The sequence below is a fragment of the Streptomyces sp. NPDC036984 genome, assembly GCF_055607665.1.
This window is the reverse complement of record NZ_JBVJRL010000010.1, coordinates 117924-131501: the sequence shown is the minus strand read 5'-3', so window position 1 is coordinate 131501 and position 13578 is coordinate 117924. Positions and strand designations below refer to the sequence as shown.

Genomic DNA, 13578 nt, shown 5'->3' with positions numbered 1-13578 from the left:
CCGGTCCGACCCGTAGGATCACCTCTCCACACGGGGATGGGGGGCCGATGACCGAGGAGGAGTTCGACGCCTTCTACGCGGCTGCCTTCCCGCGCCTGGTGGGGCAGTTGTACGCGTTCACCGGCGACCACGCCGAGGCGCAGGACGTCGTCCAGGAGGCCTTCGTCCGGGCCTGGGACCGGCGTGCGTCGTTCGACGCGGCCGAGGCGCCCGAGGCGTGGATCCGCACGGTCGCCACCCGGCTCGCGGTCAGCCGCTTCCGGCGGGCCCGGCGCTGGCTGGAACTCGTCCGCGGGAACACCCCGCCGGAGCAGACCCCGGGGCCCGGGCCCGAGCACGTCGCCCTGGTCGCCGCCCTGCGCGAACTGCCCCCGCCACAGCGGCTGGCCGTGGTCCTGTACCACGTGTGCGACCTGAGCGTGGAGCAGATCGCGGCGGAGACCGGCTCGCCCGTGGGGACGGTCAAGGCACGGCTGGCCCGCGGCCGCGCCGCCCTCGCCCGCCATCTGTCGCCCGAGGAGGCTGAGACCATGACCGGGACGAAGGAGGCCACGCATGCCTCATGACCCGTCGCTCCCGGCCGCGTCCGGGGAGCCGGCCGACCAGCTGACCACCGCGTTGCGCGAGGTGGCCGCCCAGGGCCGGCGCTCCGCCCCCGGCTCCGGTGCCGCCGTGCGGCGCCGGGCCGCGGCACGCCGCCGGACCCGCCGGGCCGGGCTGGCCGCGGCGGGGCTCGTCGTCGCGGGCTCGGCCGTCCTCGCCGGTACGGCCCTGCTGGACTCCGCCGAGCGGCCGGCGCACCCGCCCGCGGCGACCGCCTCCACCACCGCTCCGGCGCCGCCCCCGTCCCCCGAGGACGGCACCGTCCGGGACGTCAGGATCGACCTGACCACTCTGGAACTCCGGGCGGGCAGGCGGACGTTCGCCATCTCCGCGCCCGGCATGAACCAGCCGTTCCGCGACGATTCCGTCGGCCGCGTCACCGAGCGCCTGCGCAGCGTGCGGTTCAGCTCCTCGCCGACGGGTGAGGTGGAGCAGCACGACTGGGTGCTGGCCTTCCAGGGCCCGCGGGGCGAACAGCACTTCCTCTACGGCGCCGACGGCACGGCCGACGTTCCCGGGCGCCGCCCGTCGACGCTGGGCCTGATCGGCCTGCGCACCGCCGACGCGCGCTGGCTGTACGAGCACACCACCGTCGGCGCACGGGTCACGATCACCGGCAGCGGCACCTGAGCCGGCGGGTGAGGTGTCTCCGGGTGGCGTCTGCCGCCGGGTTCACGTGGTCGCCCGGATCAGCCGGCGGCCTTCCACACGGTGACGTCCATGGCGATCACGGGGGCCGCGACGGCCTCCTTATGGAAGATCTGCGTGACCTTCGAGGCGACCACCCTGCCCTGGTCCGTGACGGTGCACAGGGTCGCCCCCTCGACCACCTCGTTCGTCTTCGCCTCGGTGACGTCCTGCATCTGCGTGGAGGCCAGCGGAGCCGTACCCGCGGCCTCGACGCAGGAGGCCGCGGTGGCCGTCTCCCCCGAGGGCAGGACTCCCGTCGCGCGCTTGCCGTCGGGTGACAGGTAGCCCCAGAGAGGGTTGCGGTAGTTCAGCTCGTAGCGCGCCCTCTCCTCTTCGGTCTGCTGGGTGTACTCCTCGTCGGTGAGCGGGACCACCCACGGCTGGGCGTCGAAGTCCACGACGAAGTATGCGTCGGGAGCGGTGAGCCGCAGTCTTCCGGTGTGCTCGACCTCGTACACCGGGGAGGCGGAGGGGCTTGCCGCCGCCGGGCTCGGCGTGGGCTTCGCGGCGGCCGCGGACGAGCCGGGCGTGTGCCTCGCCGTGCTGCCGTGCGCGGAGTCGCCGGCAGAGCCGGAGGAGTGGTCCCCGCCGGACTTCACCGCATACACCGTGAAGGCGACGGTGGCGGCCACGGCGGCGGCCGCCCCGACCACCGTCCACGTGCGCCGCTTGCCACCCGGCGGTCCGGGCGGACCGGGCGGCAGCGGCGGCACCGTGTAGTAGTTGTTCGTCTGGGTGCGGATGCTCTGGTTCCGCTGATCGAACTCGGACATGACCGCTTCTCAGAAGAGGCCGGGCAGCGCGGCGATGAGGGAACTCAGCGCCGTGGCGAGGCCGGCGGCGGAGCCGATGCCCGCGAGGATCGCCCGGCCGCGGCTCAGCCTGCGGCCCACCGCGTCCGCCGTGGCGTCGGGGCGCTGCGCGGCCTGTGTGGCCTGGCTGATCTCGTGCCGGACGTCGGCGGCGGTCTCCTCGTCGAGCACGCCGTGTTCCTCGGCCCGGCCGATCTCCTCGGCGAAGGACCTGAGCCGGCTCAGCAGCTCCTCCCGGCTCGCCGCGTTGCCGTAGTCGGCACCGAAGGCCACGTTGTACTGGGTGGTGACGTTCTGGCCCCGCTGGTCGAACACGCTCACGCTGTCTCCTGGTCGGCACGGTGGGGCAGCAGAGTAGCGGACCGGAGGATGCGCGAACGCCTTTTCCTGCCAAGCGAGTTGGCCGGGACGGACGTGAGTTCGGACAGCGCCGGGTGACCGGCGCCCGCGGTTCCCGGCGGGCGGCGCCCACCCGGCCGCGGCGGGACCCGCCGGGTCTCACTCCTCGTCGCTGGTCCGCACCGGAGTCGACCGTCCCGGCTCGGGCAGCTCGGCCAGCTCGGCCCGGACGAGCAGGACGTCACCGATGAACAGGTCGTACAGGAGGATGCCGATCATGCCGCCGATCAGCGGCCCGGCGATCGGGATCCACCAATAGGCGCTGAACGCGCCGGACACGCTCCCCGGGAAGGCCAGGCTGTCCCATCCCGCCGCGTACGTGAACAGGCGCGGCCCGAAGTCACGTGCCGGGTTGATGGCGTAGCCGGCGTTGGCACCGAAGGACATGCCGATGGCGGCGACGGCGAAGCCCACGATCAGCGGCCCGAGGTTGGCCTTCACGGCCTGGTTGCGCAGGTCGATGACGGCGGCGATCAGCATGAGCAGGAAGGCCGTGCCGACGATCTGGTCGATCAGCGGCCCCCAGATGCCGCCGTGGAAGTAGGGGGCCGGGAAGGTCGCGAAGATGGAGAACGTGGCGTTCGTGTGTCCGTTGACCTTCGGCCCCGGCACGGTGTGGTCGTAGGCGTCGATCGCGTTGTGGTAGACGAGGTAGACCAGCGCCGCCCCGGTGAGGGCGCCGACGACCTGCGCGAACCAGTACGGCAGGACCTTCGCCCAGGAGAACCCGCGGCGCAGGGCCATCGCCAGCGTCACCGCCGGGTTCAGATGGGCGCCGCTGATGCCGCCGGCCACGTACACGCCGAAGACGACGGCCAGGGCCCAGCCCCAGGTGATCAGGAGCCAGTCACCGGCCGCGAGGAAGATCGTGGTGGTGGTGGCGGCCCGGCCCGAACCGGGCAGCGCGGCGACCGCCATCGCGACCACGCCGCAGCCGAAGGAGATGAGGACGAAGGTCCCGAGGAACTCCGCCAGGCACTCGCCCAGCAGCCCGCCCCGGCTTCTGAGCCGGGAAGGCCGGACGAGCGGAGGGATGTCCACAGCCATGGAGGCCCCCTTTGAAGAGAGCAATGCGGCCAATATCACCATATTGGCCCACAAAGTCACTCCCCGCAGGGTGACGCTCCCGCCGCTCCCGCCCGGCGGGTCAGCTGCCGAGGTCGGCGGCGTAGTGGCGGAAGCCGTGCCGGTCCCGGTGCAGGCCCCAGAGGGTCTCCGCGAGGACGTCCGGGTCCTTGCGGGCGTGCCCCGCGGTGATCGCCCCCGGGATCACCAGCTGCGCGACATGGATGCCCTCCCCGGCGAGCCGGTCGTGCAGCAGATGGCCGTACGCGCTCTCCGCGGCGAAGGCGATCGAGGTCCCGGCCCGCTCGGGATGCGGTACGGCGGCGGTCCCGCCGTTGACGAACAGGATCGTCCCGCGCCCGAGCCGCCGCATCCCCGGCAGCACCGCCTGCACGGCGGCCACCGCCCCGTACACCGAGAACTCGATCGGCCCCAGCAGGTCCCGGTGGCCGGTGTCCAGCACGGGCCGCATGAAGTCCCGGTGCGGGACCGGGCTGTACTGGAGCACCTCGACCGTCCCGAGGGCCCCGGCGAGGCCGGCGAGCGCCGCGGCCAGCTCCTCGGGCCGGCGCACATCGGCACAGAACCCGCGAGCGGTGATCCCCTCGTCCGCGAGCGCCTCGGCGATGACGTCCAGCCGTGCCCTGTCCCGGGCGACGAGCCCGACGCCGAACCCCTCGCGTCCGAACCGCCGGGCCACGGCCGCACCGAGCCCGGGCCCGGCTCCCACGATGGCGATACTGGTCATGCCCGGCATCCGTACCGCGCGGGCCCGCACCTCACACCGGCTACGACACCGCGGCCGCCGGCGCCCCGGCCGGCACCGCCCGCGCCGCCCGGAGGCGTTCCACCTGGGCGCCGGTGACGGCCCGCACCGCGAACGCCCCGGCGACGGCCGCCCCGATCACGGCCGCGTCACTGGCGAGCAGCGGCCACACCTCGGTGTACGCGCGGGCGATGATCTCGTCGGTGGAGTCGCGGTACACGATCCCCACCCCGCTGAGCATGCCGATCAGCCACAGCCCCCACCACACGTCGACGGAGACGGGCGGCTTGCGCTCCGGGGCCGTACACCGGAACGCGTCGACGACGATCCCCCGCGGGAACCACAGATTGACGACCGGGACGATCCACCCGAGGTACACCCAGATCCCCGCGTACTTGGGCGCCTGCCCCGACAGCGCCTGCGCGGTCTCGCGCACCCGCCACAGCCAGGACAGGAAGAGCAACGCGCAGAGCACGGCGGCGCAGCCGCCCAGGGCGGTGACGAAGTGGTACGAGTCCTCCAGCCCGTTGAGCGGCCGGTGCACCCCGTTCCCCTGGTCCGGCGGGCCCGACGCCGGCTCCCCGGCCAGCGCCAGCCGCGCCTCCCACACTCCGCGTACCGCCCAGGCGAGCCCGGCGAGCAGCAGTCCCCCGACCGCCAGCCGCCCGGCCACCTGTACGGGCCGGTGTGCGAGCGACTGCTCGACGGCCTGGTTCATCTGTTCGTTCACGGGCTCATCCTGACCCACCCGAGCCGCTCCCGACCAGGCCGCACGCCACCACGGCCGCGGCCGGACACCGGCTCGGCGTCACGCCCGCTCGGCGTCACGCCCGCACGGCATCACGCCCGCACGGCGTCACGCCATCCAGAAGAAGACCGCCGTCATGCGTCTCTCCTCCAGCGTCCTGCCGTGGTAGCCGGTCGCGCTGTGCACGAGGTTGGCGTTGTACAGGAGCAGCCGGTTGTACCGGTGCGGGACGCGGACGTCCTCCTCGAAGGCGTCCGGCGCGACGAAGCGGGTGCCGAGGGCCTCGACCAGGTTGGTGTGCGGGGCCTGCACGACGTTGCCGCCGAGCCGGCCGCCGGGCAGCGACTGGCGGTAGAAGCTGGTGCCGCAGTCCTTGGGCACGTTCGGGTTGAGGTAGAGCACGGCAGCGTACCGGCACAGGGCGCGGGAGTCGGTGTGCGGGCGGGGCCGGCTCTCGCCCTCGCCGACCACCTGGACGCAGTTGTGGTTGAGGGTGCCGCCGCCGGGCGTCTGCTGCACCCACAGCTCCTTCGCCCCGGTCGCCTGCTTCACCAGCCGCTCGACCCGGGCCAGTTCCGGCGGTTCCAAACCGGGCATGGCGCGCAGGCCGGGCCAGGCCTCGGAGGTGTACGGATACCCCTCGACCCAGTCGTCCTTGGCCAGGCACCGCTCCCGTACGGCGTCGATGCCGGGCAGGACGTCGTCCAGCACCCAGTAGTCACGGCCCTTGGTGGGCTTGCGGTAGGGCAGGACGGGCAGCGCGGCGGGGTGCCGGGGCGGAGGCTGTGGCGGCATGCCGCGAATCTAGGCGCGGGCCTGCCCAGGCTTCTCCCGCGGAGAGGTCAACCTTGCGCCGTGCACAGGTCAACTTTCGGCCAACGGCACCGGGGAGAATCTTTACCTGAAAACGCCGAGACGAATCGCTCCCGCAGCCGTACTCCTGTGCGTCCGAACCGCCCGCGCCGTCCCTGCGGGCAGGATCCACGACCGGGCAGGAGGCACGGTGCGCTTTTCGCGGAACGCGACGGGAACTCTCTTCGTGGGCGGTGCGATGGTGCTGACCCTCGCGGCACTCGCCTACCCGGGCATGCTCGGGCTCGACACCGTCTCCAGCTCCCAGACGCGCATCATCGCCAACACCCAGTGGGGGCCGCTCACCGAGGGCGACCGGGACTTCGTGGTCAAGGTGCGGGCGGCCGGCCTGTGGGAGTACCCGCTCGGTCAGATCGGGCTGCAGAAGGGCTCCAGCAAGGCGGTCAAGACGGCCAGCGAGCACCTGATCGACGGGCATGCCGCACTGGACGCCTCCTGCCGCAAGCTCGCCCCGATGCTGAACATCACGCTGCCCAACGTGGCGAGTCCTCAGCAGCAGGGCTTCGTCAACCAGCTCAAGGCGGAGAGCGGCAAGCAGTTCGACACCGACTTCGCCAACATCCTGCGGATGACGCACGGCTCGATCTTCAACACCATCGCGAAGGTCCGCTCCACGACCAAGAACTCGCTGGTGCGGGCCCTCGCCGACCAGGCCAACAACACGGTCCTGGACCACATCACGGTGATGGAGAAGACCGGTCTGGTCGACTTCGAGCAGACCATCTTCAACCAGACCACCCCGCCGAAGCTGCCCCAGTCCGACCTGACGCCGCCGGCCCCCGCCGCCGGCCAGCCGGAGGTGGTGCTGACCCCGCCGCCGACCGCCACCTCCACACCGCTGGACCTGAACGGCCTGTCCGGCGGCGCAGCGGGCAGTGGCACCGCACCCACCCCCGGCCCCACGGTGGGCTAGCCCAGCCAGACCGTCGTGTCCGGTGGCAGCACCTTCCCGTCCGGCAGCGGGGTGCTCGTCAGCAGCACCTCGCCCGGTGGCAGCGGTACCGGCTCGGCGCCCAGGTTGGTGACGCTCCGCCAGGTCTCGGTGCGGGTGAAGTCCAGCACTCCGGCGGGCGCGTCCTCCGTCCAGTCCAGCGTCTCGCCGTCCAGCAGCTTGCGGCGCAGCCGCAGAGCCGTGCGGTACAGCTCCAGCGTGGAGCCCTCCGCGTCGGCCTGCGCCTCGACGGCACAGGCCGCGAAGGACGCCGGCTGCGGCAGCCAGCCCGCCCCGGGCCCGAAGCCGTACGACGGTCCGGTCGTCGTCCACGGCAGCGGCACCCGGCAGCCGTCACGGCCCTTGCGGACATGGCCGGTCTGTTCCCAGATCGGGTCCTGGAGCACCTGGGTGGGCAGGTCGGCGACCTCCGGCAGGCCGAGTTCCTCGCCCTGGTAGAGGTAGGCCGAGCCGGGCAGCGCCAGCATCAGCAGGGTCGCCGCCCGGGCCCGGCGCAGGCCGGCCGCCGGGTCGACGGCGGGCGCCGTGCCGCCCGCCAGCAGCCAGGCGTCCGGGTCGGTACCGGGCGGCAGCATGAGGCGGGAGGCGTGGCGCACGACGTCGTGGTTGGACAGCACCCAGGTCGCGGAGGCTCCGACGGTCCGGGCCGTGGCCAGCGAGCCGGTGATGACCTGACGCAGCTCCTCCGCGTCCCAGTGGGCCTCCAGGTACTCGAAGTTGAACGCCTGGCCCAGTTCGTCGGGGCGGGCGTACAGGGCGCGGCGGGCGTCCGGGACCCAGGCTTCGGCCACGGCGGTGCGCGGCGGGCTGTAAGCGTCGAAGATCTTGCGCCAGTCCCGGTAGATCTCGTGGACCTCGTCGCGGTCCCAGTACGGGTGGCTGCCCGGCTCCACCCACCGCAGGGCCTCCTCGCCGGTCGCGCCGATGTCGCCGAGGTCCCGCAGCGGCTCGGTGAGGTCCTTGGCCAGACCATGGGCGACGTCGACGCGGAAGCCGTCCACGCCCCGGTCGGACCAGAAGCGCAGGGTGGCGCGGAAGTCGGCGCGGACGTCCTCGTTGTCCCAGTCGAGGTCGGGCTGTTCGGGGGCGAAGAGATGGAGGTACCACTCCCCGTCCGGGACCCGCCGCCAGGCGCTGCCGCCGAACACCGACTGCCAGTCGCTGGGCGGGAGTTCACCGTGTGCCCCGCGCCCCGGCCGGAAGACGTACCGGTTCCGGGCGGCGGAGCCGGGCCCGGCGCGCAGCGCCTCCTGGAACCAGGGGTGCAGATGCGAGGTGTGGTTGGGGACGATGTCCACGACGACCTTCAGGCCCAGCCGGTGCGCCTCGGCGACCAGGGCGTCGAAGTCGTCCAGGGTGCCGAGGCGCTCGTCGACACCGCGGTGGTCGGCGACGTCGTAGCCGCCGTCGGCGAGTTCGGAGGGGTAGAAGGGGCTCAGCCACAGGGCGTCGACGCCGAGCGTGGCGAGGTGGTTCAGCCGCTCGGTGACGCCTTTCAGGTCCCCGAGGCCGTCGCCGTCGGCGTCGGCGAAGCTGCGCGGATAGACCTGGTAGATGACGGCCTGCCGCCACCAGTCGGGGTTCCTGGACGAGAGGTCCGGCGAGAGGTCTGCCATACGGGCTCCATGGGACGGACTACAGTACAGAATCTGTATCTGTCCACATTGCCCGGAAAGGGAACCTTTCGATGGTGGGTCAGGGGGCGCAGTGCGCCAACAGGCCCTGTACCTCCGCGTCCACCACCCGGTAGCGCACCACGCGCCCCTCCTTCTCGCCCGCCACCACCCCGGCCGCCCGCAGCAGCCGCAGCGCCTGGGAGACGGCGGGATCGTTCATCCCCGTGGCGACCGCGAGATCGGACACGGCCAGCGGGCCGGTGCGATGCAGGGCGAGCAGCAGCGCGAGCCGATTGGCGTCGGCGAGCAGGGAGAACCGGTCGGCCCAGGCGCGCAGACGACCCACCTCACCGATGGCGGCGATCGCCTCACACACCCGGTGACCGTCGATGGTCCGACGGTCGGCTCGGTCGGCAGGCACGAGATGCATGCCGCCATCCTCGCAAACCTCTATGTGATCTTGAATACCTGCACAGGTGAGCAACTGTGCAGGGAGGGCCGAAGCCCCCTACTGTGGGCGGGCCGTGGTGTTCGGGAAGTCGATGCAAGGTCGACGCGGCCCTCGCCACTGTGATCGGGGAGTTCCCGTTCCGTCCGGCTGACCGCCGGGCCACTGGTCGCACGACCGGGAAGGCAGGGACGGCGGACGTACGACCCGTAAGCCAGGAGACCGGCCACGGCAGCTCATGAAAGATCCACGAGGTGCTGGAGCTGACCGCATGAACCCGCCCGGGACATCCCTGTCCGAGTCCAGGCCCGCGTCCTTCCGCTGGCGACGCGAGGACACCGTCAAGACGGTGGGGCTGATGGCCGTGATTCTCGCCCTGCACGTCGTCGCCTTCGGGATTCTCTTCCTGCTCGTCGCGCCCCGGCACTACCAGGTGGGCAGCGAGGTCTTCGGGGTCGGTCTCGGCATCACCGCCTACACCCTCGGCATGCGGCACGCCTTCGACGCCGACCACATCGCCGCGATCGACAACACCACCCGCAAGCTGATGGCCGACGGCAAGCGGCCGGTGTCGGTGGGGTTCTGGTTCGCGCTCGGCCACTCCAGCGTGGTGGTGCTGCTGGCACTGCTGATCGCGGGCGGCACCTCTCTCGCCGGGAAGGTGATGAACGAGGGCTCCACCACCCACCAGGTGCTCGGCTTCCTCGGTACGACGATCTCCGGCACGTTCCTCTATCTCATCGCCGCCCTGAACCTGGTCGCCCTGGTGGGCATCCTGAAGGTGTTCCGGGCGATGCGGGCGGGCTCGTACGACGAACAGGAGCTGGAACAGCACCTGGACTCGCGGGGATTCATGAACCGCGTCCTCGGCCGGCTGACGAAGTCCGTGTCCCGGCCGGGCCAGATGTACCCGCTGGGCTTCCTCTTCGGCCTCGGCTTCGACACGGCCACCGAGGTCACCCTGATGGTGATGGCGGGCTCGGGCGCGGCGGCCGGCCTCCCCTGGTACGCGATCCTCTGCCTGCCCCTCCTCTTCGCCGCCGGGATGAGCCTGTTCGACACGCTCGACGGCACGTTCATGAACTTCGCCTACCAGTGGGCGTTCTCCAACCCCGTCCGCAAGGTCTTCTACAACCTCGCCATCACCGGCCTGTCCATCGCGGTCGCCTTCTTCATCGGGACGATCGAGCTGGTCGGTGTCATCCACGAGAAGTTCGACCTGCGCGACCCGGTCACCGGCTGGGTGGCCGACCTGAACCTGGACAGTGTCGGCTACCTCATCGTCGGCCTGTTCGTGGCGGTGTGGGCGGCGGCCCTGGCGTACTGGCGGCTGGCGCGGGTGGAGGAGCGCTGGTCGGCCGCCGCCACGCCCGCCGAGTAGCCAGGAACGTGCCTGTTCACCCGGCCCGTTTGATCCACTGCTGTTCCTGGTCCCCGAACGCGCATTCGACGAGTTGCACCGGACCGTTCAGCTGGGCGGCCGCAAGGCATTTGTGCTGGGCGGCGTTCCGGTAGACCCAGCGGTTGCCGCCGACGGCGATCTGGTGCCACCTCGTCACTGCGCCACTGCTGTCGCAGTTCTGCATGGACACTTCGGCATTGCCGTTGAATACGGCGGCGGCGCACAGCTCCTGGCCGCCGATCCGTTGCATGAGCCGTACGGTGGTGCCGCCTTCGGGGTTCACGTCCCACACCTGGTTCGGCGAGCCGTGCCGGTCGTAGACCAGGACACTGGAGTCTGTTCCTCGGCCGCCGTCGTTGTCGAGGACGTATCCGGGGCTGGCGACGTTCTCCAGCACCAGCCCGCCCTGTGCCGCAGCCTGGCCCGTCAGCGCAGTGGAAACGAGAAGCGCGGCGCCGATCGAAGCGATGACCGCCCCTGTCCTGGTCCTGTCCACAGATGACTCCCTCGCTCTTGCCGGCCCCGGCGGCAGGTCGCACCGCGTCCCTGACCGCTTGCCAAGCCCTTGGACCACTACGGGATGATCCTTGCCCGCAAGCAGGCCGGACAGGGCATCTGCCCGCCTCCCGTCACCTGAAGTCGGTATTCCCCTCGACCGGGTGGCGCCATGGGGACGGTGTCGCAGAGCTGCCTCGATCCGCTGTTGCATCTCCTTCCCGTCCGGCCTGGACACCGACGACCGGCCGAGTGGCCGTCTGGCTCGTCACGTGATCGCCAAGACGCTGCCTAGCGCCGGACCGTCTCCAGGTACAGCTTCACGTACCGGTCGACGTCCACCTCCAACGCCACGTCGACCAGCGCCCGTTCGCGGCCACCCTCGTGGATCTCGGACTCGCCGAGGCGGGGGCGGCGGTCCACGACGGTCTGGCCGCGGGCCGGACCGGGGGCGAGGGAGACCTCGACCGGGAGGAGGCTGGTCGTGATGCCCGCCGGGTCGGCGACCGCGCAGACCGCGCCAGCGTCGCCGAGGCCGCCCGCCTCCTCGGCCTCCGGCGGCTCGCCCTGGTGGGCCGGCCGGTGGGCGAGCAGCTCGCCGGCCAGGCGGGTGCCGGGCTCGCTGCTCGTACGCAGCCGGTGCACCTCGTCGCTGTCCACGACGACCTGCCGGAAGACGTCCAGGCCGTACATCGTGATCGGTACCCCGGCCGTGAGCAGGATCGCCGCGGCCTCCGGGTCGTGCCAGACGTTGAACTCCGCGACCGGCGTGGCGTTTCCGATCTCCACCGCACCGCCCATGAACACGATCCGCTCGATGTTCCGGGTCACCTCGGGGTGGGTGCGCAGCAGCAGGGCGATGTTCGTCAGCGGCGCCGTCGGGATCAGCGTCACCGGGCGCGGGGAGGCGAGGATCTCGCGGTGCAGGAGGGTGACGGCGTCGACGGCCGCCGGGGTCCGGGTGGGCGCGGGCAGGCCCAGGTCGCCCATGCCGTCGGCGCCGTGCACGTGCCGGGCCGAGCGGGCCGGTTCGAGCAGCGGGCGCTCGGCACCCCGGCCCACCGGGATGTCGGGGGCGCCCGCCTGCTCCAGCACGGTGAGCGTGTTGCGGACCACCCCGTCGACGTCGGTGTTCCCGGCCACGCAGGTCACCGCCCTGAGGTCGAGTCCAGGGTGGCGTACGGCGAACAGCAGGGCCAGGGCGTCATCGACGCCGGTGTCGCAGTCGATGATCACAGGGATGGGCTGACCGGTCATGGCGGGCTCCTTCCGTCGTGCCGACCTTAGATCAGGCCCACAGTGCGGTGTCGCGTGCCGCCACCCGTTCGGCGATGCACCCGAGGAGTTCGCTCCCGGGCAGCGCACCGGGCCGGCGGCCGTCCCGCAGCCGTACGGCGGCCAGCCCGGCGCCGGCCTCCCGCGCGCCGATCACCGCCTGGTACGGCACCAGGCGCGCCGCGCGGATCCTGGCGCCCAGGGTGCCCTCCTCGGGCCCGGCGAGTTCGGCGCGCAGGCCGAGCGCGACCGCCTCCCGGACCAGCGCCGCCGCCTGCTCGCGCTGGTCCTCGCCGACCGGCAGCACGGCCAGCTGGACCGGGGCCAGCCAGGCCGGGAACGCTCCGCCGTGCGCCTCCAGGAGGTGGGCTACGGCCCGCTCGACGCTGCCGATGACGCTGCGGTGCACCATCACGGGCCGGTGCTTCGCGCCGTCGGCGCCGATGTAGTGCAGGTCGAAGCGGGCGGGCTGGTGGAAGTCGATCTGCACGGTGGACAGGGTGGACTCGCGGCCCGCCGGGTCCGCGATCTGCACATCGATCTTGGGACCGTAGAACGCGGCCTCGCCCTCGGCCTCCTCGTACGCCACCCCCGCCTCGGCGAGGACCTCCCGCAGCAGGTCGGTCGCCCGGCGCCACAGCTCCGGGTCGGCGACGTACTTGCCGCCAGCGCCGGGCAGCGACAGGCGGTGGCGTACGGCCTCGATGCCGAGGTCGGCGTAGGCGCGGGCGATCAGCTCCAGGGCGGCGCGGGCCTCCGCCACGGCCTGGTCGAGGGTGCAGAAGATGTGCGCGTCGTTGAGGTGGATGGCGCGGACCCGGGTCAGCCCGCCGAGCACGCCGGACAGCTCGGCGCGGTGCATGGCGCCCAGTTCCGCGATGCGCAGGGGCAGTTCGCGGTAGCTGTGGGAGCGGGAGCGGTAGATCAGGGCGTGGTGGGGGCAGAGGCTGGGGCGCAGCACGACCTCCTCCGCGCCGAGCTTCATCGGCGGGTACATGTCGTCGCGGTAGTGGTCCCAGTGCCCGGAGATCTCGTACAGCTCCCGTTTGCCGAGCGCGGGCGAGTACACGTGCCGGTAGCCGGCCCGGCGTTCGGCGTCCCGGATGTACTCCTCCAGGGTGTGCCGGACGACCGCACCGTCGGGCAGCCAGTACGGCAGGCCGGCGCCCATCAGCGGGTCGGTGTCGAAGAGGCCGAGTTCACGGCCGAGGCGGCGGTGGTCGGGCAGCCGGTGGTTCATTCCGGGACTCCTCGGTGAGGGAGGCGGACGCCCCGGGTGCACGACGAAGCCCCGGGGCGTGCGCCCCGGGGCTTCGATGCTGGTCAGGTGTCAGCGCGCCGGGACGGTCTCCGGCGTCGTCGTGCTCGACGGGTACTGCGGGGCGCGCTGCATGGACGCGACGCTACCGGCCCCGCCCGCCCCGCACCACGGAT

The 13578-nt window shown here is 72.3% G+C and carries 15 protein-coding genes and 1 riboswitch; of the genes, 4 read left to right on the top strand and 11 right to left on the bottom strand.

What is annotated here, in order from left to right; genetic code table 11:
* Nucleotides 1-47: 47 nt before the first annotated feature.
* Nucleotides 48-566: a SigE family RNA polymerase sigma factor gene (locus tag ACZ7DL_RS20110; RefSeq protein WP_470775566.1), complete on the top strand. Its 519-nt coding sequence runs from the start codon at nucleotides 48-50 to the stop codon at nucleotides 564-566.
* Nucleotides 556-1233: a L,D-transpeptidase gene (locus tag ACZ7DL_RS20105; protein ID WP_470775565.1), complete on the top strand. Its 678-nt coding sequence runs from the start codon at nucleotides 556-558 to the stop codon at nucleotides 1231-1233. The genes ACZ7DL_RS20110 and ACZ7DL_RS20105 overlap by 11 nt, the downstream gene beginning before the upstream one ends.
* A 59-nt stretch (nucleotides 1234-1292) precedes the next feature.
* Here the strand turns inward: ACZ7DL_RS20105 and ACZ7DL_RS20100 are convergent, their stop codons facing one another.
* From ACZ7DL_RS20100 to ACZ7DL_RS20075, 6 genes are all read right to left on the bottom strand, one after another.
* A complete protein-coding gene (locus ACZ7DL_RS20100; RefSeq protein ID WP_470775563.1) occupies nucleotides 1293-2066 on the bottom strand; it encodes a hypothetical protein in 774 nt (257 codons plus the stop codon).
* A gap of 9 nt (nucleotides 2067-2075) precedes the next feature.
* Nucleotides 2076-2426 carry a hypothetical protein gene (locus tag ACZ7DL_RS20095; RefSeq protein ID WP_470775561.1) on the bottom strand — a complete coding sequence of 117 codons (351 nt, stop codon included), beginning with the start codon at nucleotides 2424-2426 and terminating at the stop codon, nucleotides 2076-2078.
* 177 nt (nucleotides 2427-2603) lie between these two features.
* Nucleotides 2604-3551: an MIP/aquaporin family protein gene (locus tag ACZ7DL_RS20090; RefSeq protein ID WP_470775559.1), complete on the bottom strand. Its 948-nt coding sequence runs from the start codon at nucleotides 3549-3551 to the stop codon at nucleotides 2604-2606.
* Between the two features lie 100 nt (nucleotides 3552-3651).
* Entirely contained in the window at nucleotides 3652-4317 is a 666-nt protein-coding gene (locus tag ACZ7DL_RS20085) for an SDR family NAD(P)-dependent oxidoreductase (protein ID WP_470775557.1), read from the bottom strand.
* Between the two features lie 40 nt (nucleotides 4318-4357).
* Entirely contained in the window at nucleotides 4358-5065 is a 708-nt protein-coding gene (locus ACZ7DL_RS20080; RefSeq protein WP_470775555.1) for a DUF4328 domain-containing protein, read from the bottom strand.
* A 126-nt stretch (nucleotides 5066-5191) separates the two neighbouring features.
* Nucleotides 5192-5878, bottom strand: coding sequence for a DUF6445 family protein (locus ACZ7DL_RS20075; protein WP_470775553.1), 687 nt, complete (start codon nucleotides 5876-5878; stop codon nucleotides 5192-5194).
* A 244-nt stretch (nucleotides 5879-6122) separates the two neighbouring features.
* On the opposite strand from ACZ7DL_RS20075, the gene ACZ7DL_RS20070 reads away from it, so the two are divergent.
* Nucleotides 6123-6869, top strand: coding sequence for a DUF4142 domain-containing protein (locus ACZ7DL_RS20070; RefSeq protein WP_470775776.1), 747 nt, complete (start codon nucleotides 6123-6125; stop codon nucleotides 6867-6869).
* Here ACZ7DL_RS20070 and ACZ7DL_RS20065 read toward each other — a convergent pair.
* Together ACZ7DL_RS20065 and ACZ7DL_RS20060 are read right to left on the bottom strand one after the other, a co-directional pair.
* On the bottom strand, nucleotides 6866-8524 hold the full coding sequence (locus ACZ7DL_RS20065; RefSeq protein WP_470775551.1) for a glycoside hydrolase family 13 protein: 1659 nt from the start codon (nucleotides 8522-8524) through the stop codon (nucleotides 6866-6868). The two genes, ACZ7DL_RS20070 and ACZ7DL_RS20065, sit on opposite strands and share 4 nt — an antisense overlap.
* Before the next feature lie 79 nt (nucleotides 8525-8603).
* On the bottom strand, nucleotides 8604-8954 hold the full coding sequence (locus ACZ7DL_RS20060) for an ArsR/SmtB family transcription factor (protein ID WP_470775549.1): 351 nt from the start codon (nucleotides 8952-8954) through the stop codon (nucleotides 8604-8606).
* Nucleotides 8955-9032: 78 nt separating this feature from the next.
* A riboswitch (cobalamin riboswitch) is annotated at nucleotides 9033-9217 on the top strand.
* Between the two features lie 26 nt (nucleotides 9218-9243).
* Between ACZ7DL_RS20060 and nicT the strand changes: the two genes are divergently transcribed.
* A complete protein-coding gene (gene nicT, locus ACZ7DL_RS20055) occupies nucleotides 9244-10353 on the top strand; it encodes a Nickel transporter NicT (protein WP_470775547.1) in 1110 nt (369 codons plus the stop codon).
* A gap of 16 nt (nucleotides 10354-10369) precedes the next feature.
* Here the strand turns inward: nicT and ACZ7DL_RS20050 are convergent, their stop codons facing one another.
* The 3 genes from ACZ7DL_RS20050 to thrS form a co-directional block, all read right to left on the bottom strand.
* Nucleotides 10370-10870, bottom strand: coding sequence for a ricin-type beta-trefoil lectin domain protein (locus tag ACZ7DL_RS20050; RefSeq protein WP_470775546.1), 501 nt, complete (start codon nucleotides 10868-10870; stop codon nucleotides 10370-10372).
* Nucleotides 10871-11160: 290 nt separating this feature from the next.
* The gene (locus ACZ7DL_RS20045; RefSeq protein ID WP_470775545.1) at nucleotides 11161-12126 is read right to left on the bottom strand and encodes a nucleoside hydrolase; all 966 of its coding nucleotides are present in this window, start codon (nucleotides 12124-12126) and stop codon (nucleotides 11161-11163) included.
* Between the two features lie 31 nt (nucleotides 12127-12157).
* The gene (thrS, locus tag ACZ7DL_RS20040) at nucleotides 12158-13384 is read right to left on the bottom strand and encodes a threonine--tRNA ligase (RefSeq protein WP_470775544.1); all 1227 of its coding nucleotides are present in this window, start codon (nucleotides 13382-13384) and stop codon (nucleotides 12158-12160) included.
* Nucleotides 13385-13578 lie beyond the last annotated feature (194 nt).